The organism is Paenimyroides aestuarii (genome assembly GCF_024628805.1).
Taxonomy (GTDB): domain Bacteria; phylum Bacteroidota; class Bacteroidia; order Flavobacteriales; family Flavobacteriaceae; genus Flavobacterium; species Flavobacterium aestuarii_A.
Map to the genome: position 1 here is coordinate 1,921,193 of NZ_CP102382.1, position 21,058 is coordinate 1,942,250.

Consider the following 21,058-nt stretch of genomic DNA (forward strand, 5'->3'; position numbering starts at 1 on the left):
TATCGCAAGGTAGCTTGATTCACTATCTTTGCAAGATACAAATTTCAAAGCATAAACCATTCAAAAAAACCTATACAAATTATTTTTTAGGCTCTTTAGGAAGGTTTCATCTTTTTAAATCCACAATTTGTGGAACATATTGTAGAATATTATGCACAATTTCGATGTTATTATTATTGGCGGTGGTGCTTCGGGCTTTTTCACGGCAATTAACTTGGCAATGCAAAATCCAGATGTTCGCATAGCAATTTTAGAAAGAAGCAACGAAGTGCTTTCTAAAGTCAAAATTTCGGGTGGCGGACGTTGCAATGTAACCCATGCGTGTTTTATTCCAAATATGCTAACAAAGTATTACCCGCGGGGCGAGAAAGAGTTAAAAGGGCCTTTTCATACATTTTGTACAGGCGATGTAATGGAATGGTTCAGTGAACGCGGTGTGTCGCTAAAAATAGAAGAAGATGGAAGGGTTTTTCCAGAATCGGATAATTCTCAAACCATTATCGATTGCTTTTTGAACGAAGCTGAAAATCTCCATATTAAAGTTATCAAACAAACCATTGTGCAGCAACTTTCTAAGGAGGAAAATCTTTGGAAAATCGAAACATCTAAAGAAACCTACCAGGCAAAACAAGTGGTTATGGCAACGGGCAGCAACGTTAAAATTTGGGATTTGCTTAAAACGGTAAATCATACAATTGTAAATCCGGTTCCTTCGTTATTTACTTTCAATATTAAAGACGATCGCATTAAAGATTTAATGGGTGTTTCAACCGAAATGGTTTCTTTAAAAGTAAAAGATGCTCCTTTAAAGGCAAGCGGTCCTTTGCTTATTACCCATTGGGGAATGAGTGGTCCTGCAATTTTAAGACTTTCGGCTTGGGGTGCACGCGAATTGTTCCAGAAAAACTATCAGTTTCAACTAATCGTTAATTTTACCAATGATTTGGTCTTTGATGAGGTTTTAGATGAATTAATGCAATTGAAACAAAATAATCCTAAAAAAACAATTTACAAACATGCGCATTATGGCTTAACCATGCGTTTGTGGCATCAATTGGTTCAGGCATCAGGCATTACAGAAGCAATGATTTGGGCAGATGTACCTAAAAAACAGTTGGTAAAATTAGCAGAGCAACTCACCAAAGCCACATTTAATGTAAACGGAAAAAGCACGTTTAAAGACGAATTTGTAACGGCCGGCGGAATTGACCTCAAAGAAGTAAATTTTAAAACAATGGAAAGTAAATTGCAAGATAATTTGTATTTTACAGGCGAAATTTTAAATATTGATGCCATCACTGGCGGTTTTAATTTTCAAAATGCCTGGACAACAGGTTTTTTAGCAGCGAATGCCATTGCAGCAAAATATTAAAAAATTTATTTGAAATAAAGTTACTGTGACGCCATTTCAATTTTACCAAAAGCTAAAAAAAATTAAATAGATATAATGACAACTTTAGATACATTCAAAACTACAAACTACACAAAACCAACCACCAAAGGTTCGTTTACTTTTTCAGCACCCAGCAATATTGCTTTGGTAAAATATTGGGGCAAAAAAGAACATCAAATTCCTGCAAATCCGTCGTTGAGTTTCACCTTGAACAACTGCAAAACAGTCACCACATTGCAATACGAACCAAAAACAGAGAAAAACATTTCGTTTGATTTGCTATTTGAAGGTCAACCTAAAGAATCATTCCGACCAAAAATTCAAAAGTATTTCGAACGCATTCAGGATTTGTGTCCGTATATCTTAGATTATCATTTTACGATTGATACCAAAAATACGTTTCCACACAGTTCTGGTATTGCATCATCGGCGTCGGGAATGGCGGCATTGTCGGCAAATATCATGGCGTTGGAAAAGTTGATACACCCCAACCAAACCGAAGCATATTATTTGCAAAAAGCATCCTTATTGGCTCGTTTAGGATCGGGGAGTGCATGCCGAAGCATTAAAGGAAACATTGTAGTTTGGGGAGCAACCGAAAGTATTGAAAACAGTTCTGATTTGTTCGGAGTTGATTTTCCGTATGAAATAAATGCGGTTTTCCAGAATTATCAAGATACGATTTTATTGGTTGATAAAGGCGAAAAGCAGGTTTCTAGCACCGTGGGCCATGAATTAATGCACAATCATCCATTTGCAGCACGTCGCTTTCAACAAGCTCATGAACATATTGCAAAGCTGAAAGAAATTTTAAAATCGGGCAACTTAACAGAATTTATTGCATTGGTAGAAAGCGAAGCATTAACGCTGCATGCCATGATGATGACCTCGATGCCGTATTTTATTTTAATGAAACCAAATACCTTGGAAATCATCAATCAAATCTGGAAATTCAGAGAAACAACCCATGTTCCGGTTTGTTTTACGTTAGATGCAGGTGCAAACGTACATGTGTTGTACCCGAATGATTATAAAGAAGAAGTTCAGAAATTTATTGCAAATGAATTAGCAAAATACTGCCAAAACAATCAATTTATACATGATGAAATGGGCTTTGGAGCGATAGAATTATAATCGGATGAATTTTCTGCAAGCTATCAAAACCTCATAGGTATTAAACAATTACAGCTTTTAAAAATTAATCTATTGAAAACCGAAAACTGCACCCATTGCCACAAAACCATCACCTGCAACGTGGATGATATTGCAAACTGCGATTGCCAAAAAGTGGAGCTTTTAGATGAAACTGTTGCGTTTTTATATGAAAAAACACGGCACGATTGTTTATGTAACGACTGCCTAAAAAAGTTCGATGAACTCACAAAGTTTTCATTGACCAATAAATTTCCAAAACGTCCAACAGAGTTGGTGGAAGGTTTGCATTTTTACATAGAAAATGGCTTGTTTGTGTTTACAGAAACCTATCATTATTTAAAAGGAAGGTGTTGCCAAAACGGCTGCCGACATTGTGTGTATGGAATTCATAAATAATTAACCAACTTATTAATTAAATTTGTACATTTGTTTTACAAAATAGAATGATTATGAAAGGTCCGTTGTTTTACTCAAAGATCTTATTGTTTGGCGAATACGGAATTATTAAAGATTCTAAAGGCTTAGCAATTCCGTATAATTTTTATAACGGAGCGTTGAAGATTGATGAAAATCAAACCGAGATTACGCAAAAATCGAACAAAAGTTTAAAAGCATTTGCAACCTATTTGAACCAGTTAATGGCAAACGAGCCAGAGTTGGTTCAGTTTGATATGGAAGCTTTAAACAAAGATGTAGAAGCTGGTATGTATTTCGATTCCAGTATTCCACAAGGATACGGTGTAGGAAGCAGCGGTGCTTTAGTGGCTGCGATTTACGATAAATATGCAACTGATAAAATCACTGTTTTAGAAAATTTAAACCGAGAAAAATTACTTGTTTTGAAGAAAATTTTCGGTAGAATGGAATCGTTTTTTCACGGCACATCTTCTGGATTAGATCCTTTAAATAGTTATTTAAGTTTACCTATTTTAATCAATTCAAAAGATCATATCGAACCAACTGGCATTCCATCGCAAAAAGAAGAAGGAAAGGGTGCTGTGTTTTTAATTGATTCTGAAATGGTTGGCGAAACCGCACCAATGGTCACTATTTTTATGGATAACCTTAAAAATGAAGGTTTTAGAAATATGATGAAATCACAGTTTGCCAAATATACCGATGCAGCTGTTGAAAACTTTTTGAAAGGCGATTTTAAGACCTTGTACCAAAACACTAAAGAGCTTTCTAAGATTGCATTGAGCCACTTTAAACCAATGATTCCTGAAAAATTTCACCACGTTTGGCAACAAGGAATTGATAGCAATGATTATTATTTGAAATTGTGCGGATCGGGTGGAGGAGGCTACATTTTAGGTTTTGCACCTGATTATGATAAAGCTAAGGAAGCGTTAAAAGATTATAAATTAGAATTGGTTTACAAGTTTTAAAAATGATACAAAAACGAAAACTCAAAAGAACATTATTAAAATTTCTTAGTTTCTTTTCGGTTGTTCGTGGATACAATATAGCTGTTGTAGTGTTGGCACAATACTTATCGGCAATCTTTATTTTTGGCTCTCAATCGAGAGCCATTACTGTTTTAACAGACGGTGGTTTGTTTTTAATCATTTTCAGTAGTTCGCTTGCAATTGCATCTGGATACATCATCAATAATTTTTACGATACCGAAAAAGATCTTATCAACCGACCTTATAAATCAATACTCGATAAAAAAATTAGTAAAACCACTCAGCTTCGGGTTTATTTTTTCTTAAATTTTTTAAGTGTTGCTATTGCTTGGTTGGTTTCGTGGCGGGCTGCATTTTTTTATGCTGTTTATATTTTCTTGTTATGGTTTTATTCACACAAGTTGAAAAAGTTTCCAATTGTGGGAAATATCACGGCATCGCTCTTGGTTTTAATTCCATTTTTTGGAATTTTAATGCACTTTCAAAATTTTAGTTGGGGCATTTTCGCTCATGGCTTTTATCTCTATTTAATCCTTTTTATTAAAGAATCGGTAAAAGATTTAGAAAATTTAAAAGGCGATTTCGCCAATAATTATCAAACCATACCGGTACGTTTTGGAAGCAAAGTCTCAAAAAGTTTAATTACTTTTTTGGTGTTGCTTACTTTAGTACCTGCATTTGCGTTAATTGCTTACTATAAAATAGGTTATATGCAATACTATTTTTATGTAAGCAGTGGGTTGCTATTGGCCTTTTTAATTTTTTTATATCAAGCATCCTCGCAAATTGAATACAAAAAGTTGCATATTTTATTAAAACTGATTATCATTTTAGGAGTGCTTTCCATTGTTTTGATCGATCCAAATGTAATCATCAATGGGAAAAACCTCGTAGTGCCTTATTTATAAACAATTGTTTTAGGATTTGATTTAACGAGATATTTCCATATCATTAAAGTTGCAACAATGATTGTTCCTAAAAAATAAGCAAGTCCAATAAACAGCAATCTTTGTGCATTGCTGTTAAAACTTTCAAATTCATTTACTTCTGAAAAAAGAGCCAAAAGCATATACATAGACAACAAAATCAGTGTACAAGCTATCAATACACCTACAACATTGTTTTTAAAAATAAGTTGAAAAATGAGAACAGCCAATAACCCAATCGCAAAAGGATTTAATAGGTTTGATGTTCCATGCCAATAAATAAGCACAGCAATTATCAATAGATATTCTACAAAATTTGAAAGAAACGAAATACTATTTTTCATAAACTAGGGTTTTAATTATCAACGCAATATTTAAGAAAAATAGTATGTGCTACTATAAATTTAAGTCATCACTATTGGTAACTTCTGATGTATTTATAGGTGTAACCGCAGGCTTTGGCTTCACACGGGCAAAAAAGAAAAAAATACACGTTACAAACCATCCCGCCCAAAACAAATAGCCGCCTGCATGAAACTGACTGTTCATATACTGATGGCTGGTTGATGTGAAATCGTAAAAAGTATAGATAAGACCGATTAACCCCAAAATGATAAAAACTAAATTTACAATGCTAAAGTTTTTAAAAGTGGTGGTGCGTTTCACAATCCACAGAATAGCGATTAAAAGCAGTTGAATCACAAAAACCGCGGCAAAACCTTTATACCAATGTTTCATAAAAGCATATTCGGTATAAACAGTTGACACGCCAATGCGGCCAATAATTGACATTTTCGACAATAAAATTCCGGCAACCAAACTAATAATTGCCTGAATTAAAATAAGGATAACCCATTTATTTTTCATAACGTTTTTACAATTTAAAACTTATGGTAAAGATGCTAAATATTCTCGTATCTTTGTAAAAATTTTTTTAATGAATACGCAAGGCGGAAATAACGGCAATAAAAATAATAAAAAATCTTCTTTTTCTAAAAAGGGATCTTACGATAAAAGCAAACAAGGTGGATCGGCATCGGGCTCAAAATTTGGTAAACCATTTAAAAAAGACGACAAACCGTTTAAAAAATGGACCAACGACAAGCCCTCAAAAGCCTTAAAAACTACAACGGTTAAAGATGATACCATCCGTTTAAACAAATATGTGTCCAATTCAGGTGTGTGTTCACGTCGAGATGCAGACTTGTACATTCAATCGGGAAATGTCACTGTAAATGGAGAGGTTATCACCGAAATGGGCTACAAAGTAAAACCAAACGATAAAGTGGTTTTTGATGGAGTTTTATTAAACCCAGAAAAAAAAGTATATGTTTTATTGAACAAGCCGAAAGGTTTTTCTACCTCAGACGATGAAAATGTTTCTAGCGTGTATGATTTGGTTCGCAATGCTTCCACATCGATCTTAAAACCAGTGGGTAGAATGGATAAAAGCACAGTGGGGCTATTGTTGTTTACAAACGACAACGAAATGATTCAGAAATTTACAAATGCCGCACAGCATTCTTCAAAACTTTATCAGGTTTCGTTAGATAAAAACTTAAAATTCGACGATTTAGAGAAAATTCAAACAGGTGTTTATATCAACGAACATAAAGTTTGGGTGGAAGAAATTTCGTATGTAGAAAATCAACCAAAAAGCGAAGTAGGCATAAAAGTAAAAACATCAAACGTAAAAGTGGTTCGTGCCGTTTTTGAAAAATTGGGCTACAACGTGATAAAATTAGACCGTGTGATGTATGCTGGATTAACCAAATGGGGTATTGCCCGCGGACAATGGCGTTTTCTTACCGAACAAGAAGTCATAAATCTTAAAAATATAAAATAAATGAAAAGCCGTTTCAAACAAAAGATTGAAACGGCTTTTTTTATAATGCTGGAAGAGTATTTTTTTACCACTCCGTTTTTGTTGCCAATAAATGTCTAATCACGGTTTCGGCGCTGTGAAGTCCAAATAAGCCCGGCATCCAACTATTGGTTCCAAAAAATGATTTTTTAAAGTTGGTTCCGTCGGTCATTTTTAAACTGCTTTCATCTGGTTTTTCTAAAGAAAAAACGGCTTTTACCCCACTTTTTACGCCCATTTTTCGCAAGCGTTTACGCACTACTTTTGCTAAAGGACATACATCGGTTTTGCTAATATCTTTAACAACCACTTTGCTGGCAAGCATTTTTCCACCGGCTCCCATGTTTGAAATTACTTTTACACGTGCTTTTTTCGCGGCTACTATTAAGTGCAATTTTGGCGTGATACTGTCAATACAATCTAAAACGTAATCGTATTCGGAAGTTACAATTTCATGGGCACGTTCGGGAGATACAAATTCTTGAATACGTGTTAAATTTAATTTCGGATTTATATCCATTAAGCGGTTGCCCACAATCTCTACCTTTGGTTGACCAACCGTGCTGTGCAACGCTGGTAATTGTCGGTTTATATTGGTGATATCTACCGTGTCGCCATCCACAATAGTTACATTTCCAACACCTGCACGCACTATAAATTCTGCTGCAAACGATCCAACACCTCCTAAGCCAACAATTAATACATTTGCCTTTTGCAAAGCTTCAATTCCCTCTGGTTTAAATAATAATTCTGCTCTTTCTTGCCAAACAGCCATCTAAAAATAAATTGTGTAAAACTTCTTCGATCGAAAAATCGATTCCGTTTTACTGGTTAAAAACTCGGTTATAATTTTCTGCAATTATAGGTTCTAAATTGATATTTAAAACACTTTTTGCTTTGCTATACACTTCAAAAATTGTTTGATCAATCATATCTGTTTCAAAAAAAAGCCGATTGAGCGGAATGGTTTTCAGCACCATTTCCAAGTCGGGGTTTTGCAACAAATATTTTCCAAACGATAAATAAAACCCATTGTTAACTAAACTCTCAGCTACCTGACTGTTTTTTGAAAAGCCATGAATAATCATAGGAATAGTTAGTTTTAGATCTTTTTTAATCTCAATGATTTCTTGATAGGCAGCAACGCAGTGCAAAATTACTGGTTTTTTATGTTTTTCGGCCAAAAGCAATTGCGGAATCACTATTTTTTTCTGAATTTCAATCGAAGTTGTAATCCTTTTGTCTAAACCGCATTCGCCAACTGCTTTAAAATTGGGAAGATGTATCGCATGCTCAATTGCTGCCATGTCATTCAAAAAGTTTTCTTCATTGATATACCATGGATGAATGCCTACTGTGAAATGCGGTAATTCTGTATTTATTTCGTTTGGATATTGATTTACTAATTCTACAATTTCATTATTGTTTGAAAAATGGTGGGTGTGAATATTGTAATACATGAGCTAGAATTTTACACCAGCCGTAATTGCGGTATTCAAAAAGTTCACATCGGGCGTTATTGGGCATGAATAACCAATTGTATAAGCACAATATGGATGATAGGCTTTGTTAAAATCAAGTACAATTTCGTTTCCATCAGGAATTTCAATATCTAAATAACGTCCGGCTCCGTAGGTTTCATTTCCGCTGGTTTCATCGATAAAAGGCAGAAACAAGTGTTTTTTGAAGCCTTTTCGCTTTATAAGTTCTATATTTTGATACACTTCTAATTGATAATTTACATCATCAATCGTGAAATGTAAAATTCCGAAACGTTTGTAATTTGGAGTGTGTTTTCCAGAAGTTGGCATTTTAAAAACAGCTTGCTTTTTTAAACGTTCTAATCGGGCCTTAACTACAAATTTTTTATTATATGGATAGAAATTTAATCCTTTAAAATCCTTCAACTCATCTGTTTTTAAAGGAGTAGTTTCTTGATTAAGATATGATTCGTTGAGTGCCTTTTGATAAGCAAGCACTTCCTTTTCAGATTGTTGAGAAAAAGTTAAATTGCTGTATAAAAGAAAAAAAATCAGTAATTTTCGCATGTTATTTTTTTATTCAAATTTACTATTTATTTTGTTTAACTCTTTAAATAAGAATTGAAATGAAAAATTTTAAAATTACTTGGTTGTTCGTAGCATTTTTTATGCTTAGTGGCATTGGTTTTGCTCAAGAAGCGCAATCTGCACATACTGTTGACAGTGTTCAAACAACATTTTCTGTAGAGATTAATGCAGATACCACGCTAAAAGATCTTAAAGAAATTGAAGAAATGTTGCAAAAAAATTACAACATACATGTAACATTTGAAAATGTAAAGACAATTGATAATAAAATCGTTGCCATACGCATGCAACTCATAAACGGAAATCAATCGTTTATGAGATCAATTAAAAATTCGGATCGAGCTATTGACCCATTTGCTATACGCATTACCAAAATCGAAGGTGATAAATACGATGTGCAACTCGCTACTAATTCAGCAAAAATGGGTGTAAATAGTATTTCTAAAAATCCATTTTCAGCATTTGATTCTTTATCAGAAAAAACATTTAATTTCCAATCCGAATTTTCAAATTTCAGTGAAGAATTAGAAGAAGTGTATCAGCAAATGCAGGCTTCGCAACAAAGGTTTCAAGAATTTTTTAAAGATTTTAGAGACGAAGCTAAGCAATTCTTAGAAGTGCCTGCAGAGCAAAATGAAAAACAAATTAAAAAGGAATTATAATAAACAGTCACTTTTTTCGTTACAATTAGAAAATATAAAAATGAAAAAAATTGTTTGTAGTATTATTGGGTTAATGGGTTTCTTTGCAAGTGCACAAGAATCTTATGCGAAATTAGAAGAAACAGAAAAGCAACTACCTAATAATTATGCGGTTACATATGAATTTATTGGCAGTAGTACAGGTTTGATAAAAGTTTCGGGAAGCTCGTCACTAAACGATTTAAAAGAGATTGAGCAGCTAGCAGAAAACCATGGAATTAAAATTTCGTTTGTAAACCAAAAATTCAACCGCAATCGATTAGAGTACATAGAGCTTATGTATTTGAGTAACGGAAAATGGGAAACTTTAACTTTTGGAACCGACGATTTAAAGCTTTTGCCATTTGGCATTTCTTTTTTTCAAGATAAAAGACAAGGAAAAGAATCGAAGCGTTTTTCTATTAAAAATAATAAAAATAGTAGAGCAGCATTTTCCGAGAATATTGATTATGAAATTATATAATTGAACAAGAAAGGCTTTTAAAGCCTTTTTTTATAAACCACAAAATGAAAAAATATATCCTGTTTTTTGGTATTTCGTTACTGTATGCGTGTTCCTCCAAATCGCACGAGCATCAATTGAAAGAGTTTTTTTCGTTGGATAAAAAACATACAGAAATATCAGGAATGATTTATCAAGAGCCAACTCAGCAATTGTGGATGTTGCAAGATAAAGGCAATCCACCGGAATTGTATGTATATTCGGTTGATGGTGCTTTTAAACATTCGGTTTTTGTGAATAATCAAAAGAATACGGATTGGGAAGATTTATCGCAAGACAGTTTTGGAAATATTTATATTGGCAACTTTGGAAATAACGAAAACAAGCGTAAAGATTTGCGTATTCTAAAGATTGATGCCTCACAGCTACATTTAAAAACGGTTGATGTGGTACAAGAAACTACTTTTTTTTATGAAGATCAAACTGATTTTCCACCGAAAAAAAGTAATTTGTGGTACGATTGTGAAGCCTTTGTAACCACTACCGACGCATTTTATCTGTTTACCAAAAACAGAGCAAAAGGATTTGATGGGTCTTTTTTTGTTTATAAAATTCCGAATAAAGCAGGGAATTTCAAAGCTCAGAAAATAGCTGTTTTAAAAACCTGCAGAAATTTTAAAAGCTGTGCTATCACAGGTGCGGCAATGAACAAAGACGGCAACCAAATAGCATTGTTAACGCATGATAAAGTGCTGTTGATTCCATTTGAAAACGATGCTTCTTTCAATCAAGAAAATATTACGATAAAAGAATTGGGACATTATTCGCAAAAAGAAGCGATAACTTTTAAAAATAACCAAGAGCTTTTTGTGGCAGATGAAAAGGAAAAAGGCAAAGACGGAGGAAAAGTTTTTGCATTGCAAGTAAACTAAAAAGTAAAACCAATACCAAAACTCACTAAACTGTTTTCTTTGCTGGTGAATATACCTCCGTAAGCCGTAAAAGAATCTAAGGCATTTAACCATAAACCGCCGCCATAACTGTGGTACCATTTATTGTTTGGGTTCCATTTATTCCATACCTTGCCCAGGTCGTATCCGGCATATAATCCATAACTCAAAGGCAATATGCCATTGGTAATATGTTTCATTTTATAACGAATATCTTGGCTGGTTACAAACGATGTATCGCCCATAAAACGCTGTTGGCGGTAACCTCGTAAACCATTATTCGCACCCAAAGTAGCAGCTTGGTAAAATTTATAATCATTGCCAAAAACTTTCTCTAAGGAATAAGTAGAAGACCATGTAAGTTTTTTATTGTTCGAAATTGGCGTTACAAAATTTAATTTGGTGTTTAAATACTGGTGTGTTTTACTAAAATCATCTACAAAGAAACGGTTTCCAAACAGCAGCATAAATCCTAATCCAACCGTAGGTTCTTGTGTGTTATCGTAATTCTCGAATTGGTATTTAATGCGTGTTCCCACAAAATCGGTTCGGGTGTAGGTATCGAATAAATTAATAAGCAGTTGCTCATCAATTAAGCGGTTATTGGTTTCTTCGATTTTAACAGATTCATACGTTGCACCAATTAAAAACGAACTTCCGTTGCGGCCTTTCCATTCGTAAGCCGGTTTTAGTTCCATTTGCGAAGTTCGAACTCGGTAATAATTATCTCTAAAAGCATCTTTATTATAGGTTGCTAAATTATCAAATCCAAAAAAGTTTCTGGTAAAGTTTGATGAAGTAGCCAATGCCTCTATATTCCAATAGCCTGTGTTGGAATAATCTTTAAAACTGCCTTTGTAAGCTGCAAAAATTCCTGATGTGGCAAAATTAAATTTAATGCGTAGTTGATGCTTTTGCGAATATGGGTTTTGGTTGAATTTTCTAATAGTGTAAGTTCCGTTTAAGCCCAACATCACTCCGTTGTCGCGATTGTAACCAGCATCCGGCAAAATGGCTAAAATATTTAAAGGTGCTTTGCGGTAATCATATTGATTTAAATTGTATTGATCGCGCAACACCACACGTGCATTTCCTTTTTCTTCGATTGTAATTGGTTTTGATGCATAATCGAATATTTTAGTGTTTGTTTTTGAATTGATTTGATACACATCATGGTTTTTTCCGCCGACTAATTTTAAGCGAATTGATGATTTTTCTCCCGTCACTTTAATGGCATCATCATCGTCTAAACCATACACCCAGATTTCTTTTGTAGTTTTTGGATAATAAGTATAAGAATGCATCAATGTATCGGTAGATTTTTTTGTGCGGTAATGCTCAATTGCTACTTTGTCTTTTGAAGTGTTTATAACCAATGAATCCTTTTTATTGGTTCCAGTAACAACGCCGTATTTAAACAATTCTTTGTAATATTTACCCGAAAAAGCAACTAATTTTGATCGGCGTTCTTTTAAAATTTCAATGATATCATCGCTGTATTGGTTGCGGATTTCCTTAGGTAAGTTGTTAAAAGCATCTTCAATCACTTGATCGTTCATGCCTTTTACCACTTCTTCGGCGCTTTGTTGCCAATCTTGTAAAGTGGTGTTTTGAAGAAAAACTTTATCCAGCGGAAAAGCCGACTTGGTAATCCATCGTGGTTTGCCATAATTGCCTTTAAAATGTTGCATGTGGCGCAACGGATTCAATTTATTTGCAAGCATGAGCAATTTTCCATCGATTTTTGCAAAAGCTTGGTCGCGGTCTCTTGGAATAGGCTGATAAATCACTTTGTGGTCGGTTTTTTGCTCCACCCAACGCCACTGATCGGCATGTCTGTCCCAATCGCCAATTAAAAAATCAAACATTCGGGCACGTAGATACATTTTAGTATCAACTTTATATTTTGCATCTTTTTCCAAATTCACAAGTAATTCTTGGGTGCTGATGATATCCGCTCCTTTTCCCAAAGAAGGAACATCTGCCTGCGATTTGTGTGGGCGTTCTTCAATCATATACAATTCGTTTCCATAAGTAGCATTGTATTTGCCCAGTGCATTTTGTTTGGGAACGAAATAAAGCTTTGGATTGGTGTGATACAATTGCACCGCATCAGACAATTGACCTAAGATAAATGCCGTGTAGGGGTGAGAAGTGGTGTAATAATCATCGATAAAATCTAAAACATAGGTGTCTTCTAATTGATCTTCAATATAAGTGTCTTTAAAAATGGCCGATTGCAAAAACTGTTTGGAACTTTTACGCAGGCCCCGCATTACAAATTGTTTTCCGTTTTTATCTTCTAACCATAACGACATTGATTGATTGCCACCACCTGAAATTACAGGTTTTAAACCGCCGTATAGTGTTTCCAAATTGGCCACATTTGCGTTTACTTTGGTTCCGTAAATGCTTCGGTAATGATTGCCGAAAAGAAATCTGTAAGTATTTGATTTCTTTGTAGCTTCTAATGGATAAACCGATGCCATGATTGTTTTTTCGGTGACTTCCGGAAAATTTGCCTCGTAATCATCCGGACACATAATGGTTTTCTTGAAAACAACTTCCTCACCCAATTCGGTCATTTTATGAAGAAACACATCTACGTGATTGTCTTTGTAAATTTTTAAAGTGGCAAATCCCAAACTTCCGATGGAATAACTTGTTGGTTGCACGCTTCGTGCTTCTTCGATTTTTGATCCGGCACCGCTAATGAGTTGTTTAATACCATCATTTTCGATATACTGCAAATTGTGTTCATGCCCCGAAACAAAAACCACTTGCTCTTTGTCTTTTGTAAGCGTTTTTAAGCGATCAATCATCATTCTGTAGTAGGTGTGTTGCGTATCTGCCGGACTTGCACCCGATGTTTTTCGAAGGTAGTTTGCAATACTTCCCAAAACCGGCAAAGGCATTTTTTTATAAGGAAAAAGATGATTTCGGGCAGAAAAAAAGCCTCCGTGTGTTCCATTTGTCAAAATAGGGTGGTGGATGGCTACTACGGTAACTTTGTTTTGATTTTTATTGATTAAACTTCGAAATTCTTCAAAAAAATCCTCACGCGTTTTAACGGCACTTTCTTCGTTTATATTGGGATATTTGTCCCAATTTTGAATAAACCATTCGCTGTCAATGGTGATAATAATAAGTTGATCATTGATTTCAACCACATCAATTGCTTCATATTTTTTTGGAAGAAAAGCGTTTTTACCCAATTTTTTTTCAACATATTCTTTTTGTTCCATTAAGCCATCAAGTCCGTGGTACCAATCGTGGTTTCCAGCCAAAAAAATTGTTTGACCCTTTACAAATTCCGCCAAATTGATTTGTGCGTCTAATTTTTCTTCGGCCGTTTCCCGGTTTTTATCTTTCGGTTTAGGCATCCCCAAAGGATAAATATTATCACCCATGAAAAGCAAAGTCTTCGGGTTGTTTTCTTGTTTTAGATAACCTTCAACTGTTTGCAATAATTGCTGTGCTTTTGGTTCATCGGCATTTCCTGCATCGCCCACAACAACAATTTCATGCAATAAATTACCTTTGCCATCGTTAGTAATCATATCGCGCGAAAATTCCTTACCCACTTGTTCATGAAAAGATGCACAAGCATTCATCAAAAAAAGAATTAAAGCAAAAGCAGATATCTTTGCAATATGTAAGTTAAATTTCATAATTTTAATTTGTAAAAAAACCGTCAATGGAACTTTTATTAAAAGCCGAATCATATATTTTTAAGCTGTTCAAAGATAAACTATCTTCTGAATATATGTATCATGATTATTTGCATACTTTGCGAGTGGTGACAGCTGTAAATGAGTTGATCAGCGGCATGTCTATTTTAGAGCCCGATGCCACTGCATTGAGACTTGCTGCTTGGTTTCACGATTCGGGCTATGTGGATGGATGCGAAAATCACGAAGAAAAAAGTTGTGCAATTTTTAAAGATTTTCTTGCGGAATACCAATTTGAAACAGTAGATACAGAGAAAGTGTGTAGCCTTATTTTAGCTACAAAATGTGCTCATTTTCCTGAGAATTTATTAGAAATGTGCATGAAAGATGCCGATTTTTATCATTTTACGCTAGATAATTACAGTGAATTGGCAGAATTGCTAAAAGTTGAAATTGAAAAAACCTGCGACAAGCAAATTGCAGAAGTGGATTGGTGCAACGAAAATTTAATTTTTCTAACCCAAAAACATTATTTTTTCACCGATTATGCCAAACAAAACTGGCAGCCTAAAAAAGAAAAAAATCTTTCAAAAATCCGTGAAAATCTAGAAAAGTTAAAGAACAATAAAAAAGGCAAAAGCAAAGAGTTAAAAGCAAAGAAGTTAGAAAAATTAGAGCGGCCAGAACGTGGTATAGATACCTTGTTTCGTGTAACTTTGAACAACCACACCCAATTAAGTGCCATTGCAGACAGCAAAGCCAATATTTTGTTGTCCGTAAATTCTATACTAATCACCATATCGCTAACGGTAATTATACCAAAATTAGACAGTCCAAGTAATGCACATTTAATAATACCTACTTTTATATTGTTGATTTTTAGCGTGGTAACAATTGTTTATACCATTTTGGCAACAAAACCAAAAGTGAGTTCAAATACCATTAGCAAAGCAGATATTGAACAGCGCAAAGCGAATATTTTGTTCTTTGGAAATTTTCATCAATTGCAATTGACCGATTTTAACGAGGCGATGAACGATTTAATGAAAGATCGCGATTATTTATATGATACACTCATCAAAGATTTGTATTTTTTAGGTTTGGTTTTAAATAAAAAATACAAAAGATTGAGTATAGCCTACACGGTTTTTATGTATGGAATTATAATTTCGGTAGCCGCATTTTGTTTTGCTTTTATACGGATTTAGTTAAATAATCAACATAATCGGTATAAGTGAACACTTTAAAATCAGCTGTGTTAAAATCTTTATTGATGCGCACCCGCAAGGCTTTCAAATCGGTGATGCCTTGCAGATCTTCAACAGTAATAAATTCGGTTTCGCCAATAAGGTATTGTTTGTTTTTTAAAAAATCGATATAACTTAGATAATCAATTTTGTCTGCATCGCTTAGATAAACAATGGTTAGTTGATTTGCTTGTACCAAGCGCTCTTGGGTGTTTTTAATCAAAGCCTTTGCCAAGCGTTTTTTAATAAGTTCAAACCGAACATCGTCATTGCTTTCCACATCAAACCTTTTTTCATCCATTCTAAACTTAATCGAAATAGGTTCGTTGTATGCTAAAATTAAACTCGTTAATTGCATATCAAAATGTAACTGAGGCTTTAAATACTGATGCATCACCACAGCTTTGCACATGACTTGCAATTGCCATAAGCGCAAATTGTGCAGGTACATAATGTCATAAATTTGTGTAGGTGTGATGCTGTTGCCAATAAACAAATTGTGTTCCACACCATCTGTTCTAAAACGTTCAAAATAATGGGGATACAATTTTTGTGCAGCAATTTGTTCACTATCTAAAATGTCGGTAAGTTGCTTGTTTACAGTTTGTAAAGCCATTTCATATTTTTTGCGTTGATGCCAAAAAAGCTCATGTTTTTCATCTAAATGCTCCTTATATTTTTCAATAATTGCGCTAAATTCGTCTTTTTCGCTTAATTGTTTAAAAAGAGGGTGAATGGTATCGGTTATGTAGCGATAAATTTGGCTTTCTGCTACAAAATGATGCGTTTTTAATTGATTTTGAAAATAAGCAATTTCATTGATTCGTTGCTGAAATAATATGGAATTTTCAATGGGTTTAATGGCTTCAAGCACTTTCAAAATTTCTTTTAATTGCTTGCGCAAATCTGCAAGCATGGCTTTGTTTCGTAGTTTGGTTGATGATTGAATATCGGTTTCACCATACAACGGATAAATTGCATCAAAGACAATTTCTTTTAAAACGGCTTCTTTGTTGTGTGTTTTTGCAAAATAATAGTTTTTTGCTTGCTCTTCAAACTTCCAGTTTACGCTTGGGTGAAAATTGGTATATTCGCGCTGAATGATCGCATCAAGTTCGTTTTTTACATCGATTTGATATTTAACAAACGTGTCGTTGATAAGTGGCATTACATCGTTTAGCTTATTTGCGTTTACTGTGTGCAAGGCAAAAGGAGTGCCGCTTGTGAGTTCTATATATGCCTGATAAGCATCGGTTTTTTTAATGGGAGCCAGAATAAAACTGCGAATATTTTTTGATTCCAAATATTTTAAATAAGGCAACCAATCTTTTTGGTGATACAGTTCTAAAATGTCGGTTACACAGTAATAATTAATCGCATTGTTAAATTGTTTAAAAAACTTTTTTGCAGCAGCAACAATGTCTTTTGGGGTATTTTTAGGAAGTTTAAAAACACTTTTAAAATCGGCTGCCAGCGGCAAATCGATAAAGTCAAAATGGATATCGTTTACAAAGAAAATCCCATAATCAATATCTTTTTGTTTAAAAATAGATTGAAAAATTTCTTTACCCGCGGTAATACTCATACCTTCCTGACCGGGTTTTAAAAGATTTGTTTTAATGTTTGATATAGTGTTTTCGGTGGTTACATCGGTTAGCGTGATGATACCAAATCCTTTCAAAATCCAACTATTAATTGGAAATTTTTCTTTCCAAATGGCAATATTATTGTAATTGCGTTTCAGTGTTTTAATATCTTCTGGGGTAATTTCCTGCGCCTTTTCTGTTGGAATTAATTCGGTAAAATCTACATTCAACGTGATTCTGTAATGCTTAATAACGCCGTTTTTATCAGGTATATCGTAAAACATTGGTCTTGAAACATCGAAATTTTCGCCATACCAACTGTTTAGAATAATACAACAGCTAAAAATATAGTATTCATCGCTATTAAATTCGCGAAAATTAATTTCAAAAGCTTCCCCCGCTTCGTTGATTATTTTTTGAAAACGCTGTGTGAAATTAAAATTGAAATTTTGCAACGGTAAACTCACCGCCTTTATTTCATTGTGCGTTAAAGCAGTAGGAAAAAGGTCTGCTAATAAGTTGTGAATTAAAGGTAAATTATCGTAAATCTCTTTTTTAGAGGTAATTCCGGTGTATAGTTGAGGTACTTTTGCAACATCTTCCAGTAATGATTGAGCATAAATAGCGCGATAAGGCGTTTCGGTTTCTTTTGCAATTTCCTGCAAAGCATCAATCACTTTATGAAAAGAAATAACAGAATACAACGGACTTTCGTTGAAATAATCAAGACCTAAATTCAACTCTTCGCTCATAGAAAAAACTTTTCACAAAGGTACAATTTTGGATGATTTGTTTGCTAGTAACTAAAAAAATAGTTTAAAAACTAAAAAAATAGTTGTGTAACTAAAATTTTAGTTTAAATTTGTATTATCAAAATTGGAATTATGGAAAAACTGACCAATAAAGAAGAGGAAATCATGCAAATTATATGGCAACTAAAAAAAGTATTTGTAAACGATATTTTAGACGAGATGCCTGAACCCAAACCTCATTATAACACTCTTTCAACCATTGTACGGTTGTTAGAAGAAAAGGGCTTTTTAGCACATAAAAGTTATGGAAAATCGCATCAATATTATCCACTGGTTAGTTTAGAAGCTTATCGTGGGGTTTTTGTGAAAGATTCTATTAAAAAATATTTTGGCAATTCGGTTTCAAATATGGTAAACTATTTCGTTAAAGAAGAGAAATTAACACCAACAGAAATCGATGAACTAATGAAGATTATTGAAGACAATCAAAAAAGTTAGCCTATGCATCCGTTTCTTGAATACTTATTAAAAGCAAATCTGCTGCTTGTTTTTTTCGTTTTATTCTATAGTATATTCTTGAAAAAAGAAACATTTTATCAGCTAAACCGTTGGTATCTAATTGGATCAATTGTTGTTTCGGCAATCGCTCCTTTTATATCATTCACAAAAACGGTTTGGGTAGATCCAATTCCTGTTGAATATTCTATAAATAATGGCGAAAATGAAATTATTAATGAAGTTGCCGCAGAAACAAGTTTTTTAAAAACAATTGATATTCAACAAATTGCTGTTTATTTAATGCTATTTATAAGCTTGGTATTGCTCATCAAAAAAATATATGTATTAGCAAAACTATATTATTCTATAAAAAAAATGCCCAATAGCGGTGCATCCAACATCAAAATAACGTTAGAACAAAAAGTAGTTTACTCTTTTTATCGATGGATTGTGGTACCAGAAGACTTTTTTCAGTGGAAAAATCATCAATTGATTTTAGACCATGAGCGCATCCACCTAAACCAAAAACACACCTTTGATCTTATGTTAATTGAAGTGATTGCTGCGGTTTTCTGGTTCAATCCGTTGGTAAAAGTAATGCAAAGACAGATAAACAACAACCTAGAATATATTGTTGACGAGCAAATGGTGCAAAAAACCGAACCTGTTTTGTATCAAAAAAGTTTGTTGCAGTTTCAGGTACAAAAAAACATCCAATTTGCAAATGCGTACCACACAAGCGATATAAAAAGTCGCATTTTACAATTAAACTCTAAAAAATCAACTCGTATGAACAGATTAAAATTATTATTAGCAGCCCCGGTTTTAGTAGCTTTCTTTGTTATGTTTCAAACAGAAACAGTAGCACAAATTAGAGAGCATATCGAAGTGCAGGAAATTTCTGAAGGTGACACGTTAGAAGATTCTTTTTATATTCAGATTCATAGTAAATATGACGATGAATACTATGAAAGTGTGACAAAAAAATTACGAAAAGAAATCGACTTCGAAGTTAATTTCTACGATTTAAAACGAAATAAAGATGGTGATTTAACAGATATTAAAATATCTTATGTTAAGGAGCATCCAATTATATTCGGAAGATATTCAGCTGAAAATGGTAAACCTTTTGAACCTTTTAAACTTCATATTTATAAAAAGGGTAGTGGATATACCTTAGATGTAGTTTCAGATAAAGTAGAATATAATGAAATCATTTTGAAAGAAGAAGAGGTTTCATTTAATGCAGAAACTCTAAAAACCAACAGACAAGTTTTTGATGAAGTTGTGTCAAAATTCCCTGTAATTATTGATGGCGTTGCTTTTAGTAAAAAACAACTTAAAAATTTTGATAACAGCAAAATCCAGTCAATGAGTTTAAATCTTGATACCAATTCTAAAAAAGGTTTATCGCTATTATTGTCAACAAGTAGTGATGCTTCCCATGTGTTGTCAAGCAAACCAATAAAGAAAAAAATTCAATTGCCTACTAAGGACTCTGAAAAAGTGAATAACTTATTAAAACAAGATAAAACAGTAATTATTAAAGGGGAACCAACCAAAGTAAAAATTATTGCGAACAACGAGTTGTCTAGCGAACCTTTACGTTTATCAAACAGTATATATGATTATTCAACAGTTAATGTAACCAGACCTTATAATCCGTCACAATATAGAACAGTTGAAGAAATTTATACTTTGTATAAAGATGGAGACAAACCAAATACTAAAAGAACTGTTTACAAAGATGCGAATGGAAAAATTGTAAAAGTTGAAGATTCAAACGATAAAGAATCACTATTTGGTTCTAGTTATAATAGGGTTGTAACAAATAATATAGTGTATGTTGTTGATGATCAGATTGTATTAGAAGATAGTTTTCATAAAATCAACCCTGAAGATATAGATCAAATAACAATTCTAAAAGATCAAAAATCTAAAGAAAAATACGCTGCTACTAAAAAAGACGGTGTGATTGTAGTAACAACAAAAGCTAAGAAGAAAGTTTCGCTCAATCAAAATAAACAAGCACAACAAAAAAGGGAAGCACTAGTTAACAAAAAAAAGGAATTGCTTGCCGAACGTAAACAGAAGCTAAAAGAGCGAAAAAAAGAAATAGAAAAGTTAAAACAAATTAAAAAAGATTTAGAAACAGTGACATCTATCTTCAACGACGTAAAAGAAATTAAGAAAATCGAAGATGAACAATTCAAAATCACTAAAATATCAGCATCTATAACTCGTGAAGATGGTACAAAAGTGGAGTTGTCTGAAGATTATTAACACACTAAATAGTTTTTATTAACCATAAACCATCACAAAAGTTGGGAAGTTTAGAAAAACCCCAATTACATATTCGCTAAAAAAACAACAAATATCCATCAAAAAAATTATA

General features: G+C 33.5%; 19 protein-coding genes. 12 read left to right on the forward strand and 7 right to left on the reverse strand.

Going from position 1 to position 21,058, the window contains the following annotated elements; all coding sequences use genetic code 11:
• Positions 1-151: 151 nt before the first annotated feature.
• From NPX36_RS09255 to NPX36_RS09275, 5 genes are all read left to right on the forward strand, one after another.
• Positions 152-1,372, forward strand: a complete 1,221-nt coding sequence (locus NPX36_RS09255) for a BaiN/RdsA family NAD(P)/FAD-dependent oxidoreductase (RefSeq protein WP_257498443.1) — start codon at positions 152-154, stop codon at positions 1,370-1,372.
• A gap of 75 nt (positions 1,373-1,447) precedes the next feature.
• Positions 1,448-2,527 carry a diphosphomevalonate/mevalonate 3,5-bisphosphate decarboxylase family protein gene (locus tag NPX36_RS09260; RefSeq protein WP_257498444.1) on the forward strand — a complete coding sequence of 360 codons (1,080 nt, stop codon included), beginning with the start codon at positions 1,448-1,450 and terminating at the stop codon, positions 2,525-2,527.
• A gap of 72 nt (positions 2,528-2,599) precedes the next feature.
• Positions 2,600-2,944, forward strand: coding sequence for a cysteine-rich CWC family protein (locus tag NPX36_RS09265; RefSeq protein WP_257498445.1), 345 nt, complete (start codon positions 2,600-2,602; stop codon positions 2,942-2,944).
• A gap of 53 nt (positions 2,945-2,997) precedes the next feature.
• A complete protein-coding gene (locus NPX36_RS09270; RefSeq protein ID WP_257498446.1) occupies positions 2,998-3,936 on the forward strand; it encodes a mevalonate kinase family protein in 939 nt (312 codons plus the stop codon).
• Between the two features lie 5 nt (positions 3,937-3,941).
• A complete protein-coding gene (locus NPX36_RS09275) occupies positions 3,942-4,865 on the forward strand; it encodes a geranylgeranylglycerol-phosphate geranylgeranyltransferase (RefSeq protein ID WP_397376469.1) in 924 nt (307 codons plus the stop codon).
• Here the strand turns inward: NPX36_RS09275 and NPX36_RS09280 are convergent.
• Both NPX36_RS09280 and NPX36_RS09285 read right to left on the reverse strand, forming a co-directional pair.
• On the reverse strand, positions 4,856-5,227 hold the full coding sequence (locus NPX36_RS09280) for a hypothetical protein (protein ID WP_257498448.1): 372 nt from the start codon (positions 5,225-5,227) through the stop codon (positions 4,856-4,858). The genes NPX36_RS09275 and NPX36_RS09280 overlap by 10 nt on opposite strands.
• Before the next feature lie 52 nt (positions 5,228-5,279).
• Positions 5,280-5,750 (reverse strand): hypothetical protein, encoded by a 471-nt coding sequence (locus NPX36_RS09285; RefSeq protein WP_257498449.1) that lies wholly within the window; start codon positions 5,748-5,750, stop codon positions 5,280-5,282.
• A gap of 70 nt (positions 5,751-5,820) precedes the next feature.
• On the opposite strand from NPX36_RS09285, the gene NPX36_RS09290 reads away from it, so the two are divergent.
• Positions 5,821-6,729, forward strand: a complete 909-nt coding sequence (locus tag NPX36_RS09290) for a pseudouridine synthase (RefSeq protein WP_257498450.1) — start codon at positions 5,821-5,823, stop codon at positions 6,727-6,729.
• A 64-nt stretch (positions 6,730-6,793) separates the two neighbouring features.
• On the opposite strand, the gene NPX36_RS09295 is transcribed toward NPX36_RS09290, so the two are convergent.
• Genes NPX36_RS09295 through NPX36_RS09305 form a run of 3 tightly spaced genes read right to left on the reverse strand, consistent with a single transcriptional unit; the run spans position 6,794 to position 8,795 of the window.
• Positions 6,794-7,522, reverse strand: coding sequence for a tRNA threonylcarbamoyladenosine dehydratase (locus NPX36_RS09295; RefSeq protein WP_257498451.1), 729 nt, complete (start codon positions 7,520-7,522; stop codon positions 6,794-6,796).
• 49 nt (positions 7,523-7,571) lie between these two features.
• Complete coding sequence (locus NPX36_RS09300) at positions 7,572-8,207, reverse strand: TatD family hydrolase (RefSeq protein WP_257498452.1); 636 nt, start codon at positions 8,205-8,207, stop codon at positions 7,572-7,574.
• Positions 8,208-8,210: 3 nt separating this feature from the next.
• Entirely contained in the window at positions 8,211-8,795 is a 585-nt protein-coding gene (locus tag NPX36_RS09305) for a DUF1684 domain-containing protein (protein WP_257498453.1), read from the reverse strand.
• A 59-nt stretch (positions 8,796-8,854) separates the two neighbouring features.
• Between NPX36_RS09305 and NPX36_RS09310 the strand changes: the two genes are divergently transcribed.
• From NPX36_RS09310 to NPX36_RS09320, 3 genes are read left to right on the forward strand one after another with little or no spacing between them, the layout of a single operon-like run.
• A complete protein-coding gene (locus NPX36_RS09310) occupies positions 8,855-9,478 on the forward strand; it encodes a hypothetical protein (protein WP_257498454.1) in 624 nt (207 codons plus the stop codon).
• A gap of 40 nt (positions 9,479-9,518) precedes the next feature.
• Positions 9,519-9,980, forward strand: coding sequence for a hypothetical protein (locus tag NPX36_RS09315; protein ID WP_257498455.1), 462 nt, complete (start codon positions 9,519-9,521; stop codon positions 9,978-9,980).
• A 44-nt stretch (positions 9,981-10,024) separates the two neighbouring features.
• Positions 10,025-10,891 (forward strand): hypothetical protein, encoded by an 867-nt coding sequence (locus NPX36_RS09320; RefSeq protein WP_257498456.1) that lies wholly within the window; start codon positions 10,025-10,027, stop codon positions 10,889-10,891.
• On the opposite strand, the gene NPX36_RS09325 is transcribed toward NPX36_RS09320, so the two are convergent.
• Positions 10,888-14,580, reverse strand: coding sequence for a metallophosphoesterase (locus NPX36_RS09325; protein ID WP_257498457.1), 3,693 nt, complete (start codon positions 14,578-14,580; stop codon positions 10,888-10,890). The genes NPX36_RS09320 and NPX36_RS09325 overlap by 4 nt on opposite strands.
• Before the next feature lie 26 nt (positions 14,581-14,606).
• Here NPX36_RS09325 and NPX36_RS09330 point away from each other — a divergent pair, with 26 nt between their 5' ends.
• The gene (locus tag NPX36_RS09330; RefSeq protein ID WP_257498458.1) at positions 14,607-15,788 is read left to right on the forward strand and encodes a Pycsar system effector family protein; all 1,182 of its coding nucleotides are present in this window, start codon (positions 14,607-14,609) and stop codon (positions 15,786-15,788) included.
• Here the strand turns inward: NPX36_RS09330 and NPX36_RS09335 are convergent.
• Positions 15,775-18,165, reverse strand: a complete 2,391-nt coding sequence (locus tag NPX36_RS09335) for a GAF domain-containing protein (RefSeq protein ID WP_257498459.1) — start codon at positions 18,163-18,165, stop codon at positions 15,775-15,777. The two genes, NPX36_RS09330 and NPX36_RS09335, sit on opposite strands and share 14 nt — an antisense overlap.
• Before the next feature lie 132 nt (positions 18,166-18,297).
• Between NPX36_RS09335 and NPX36_RS09340 the strand changes: the two genes are divergently transcribed.
• Entirely contained in the window at positions 18,298-18,663 is a 366-nt protein-coding gene (locus tag NPX36_RS09340; RefSeq protein ID WP_257498460.1) for a BlaI/MecI/CopY family transcriptional regulator, read from the forward strand.
• Positions 18,664-18,666: 3 nt separating this feature from the next.
• Complete coding sequence (locus NPX36_RS09345; protein ID WP_257498461.1) at positions 18,667-20,946, forward strand: M56 family metallopeptidase; 2,280 nt, start codon at positions 18,667-18,669, stop codon at positions 20,944-20,946.
• Positions 20,947-21,058 lie beyond the last annotated feature (112 nt).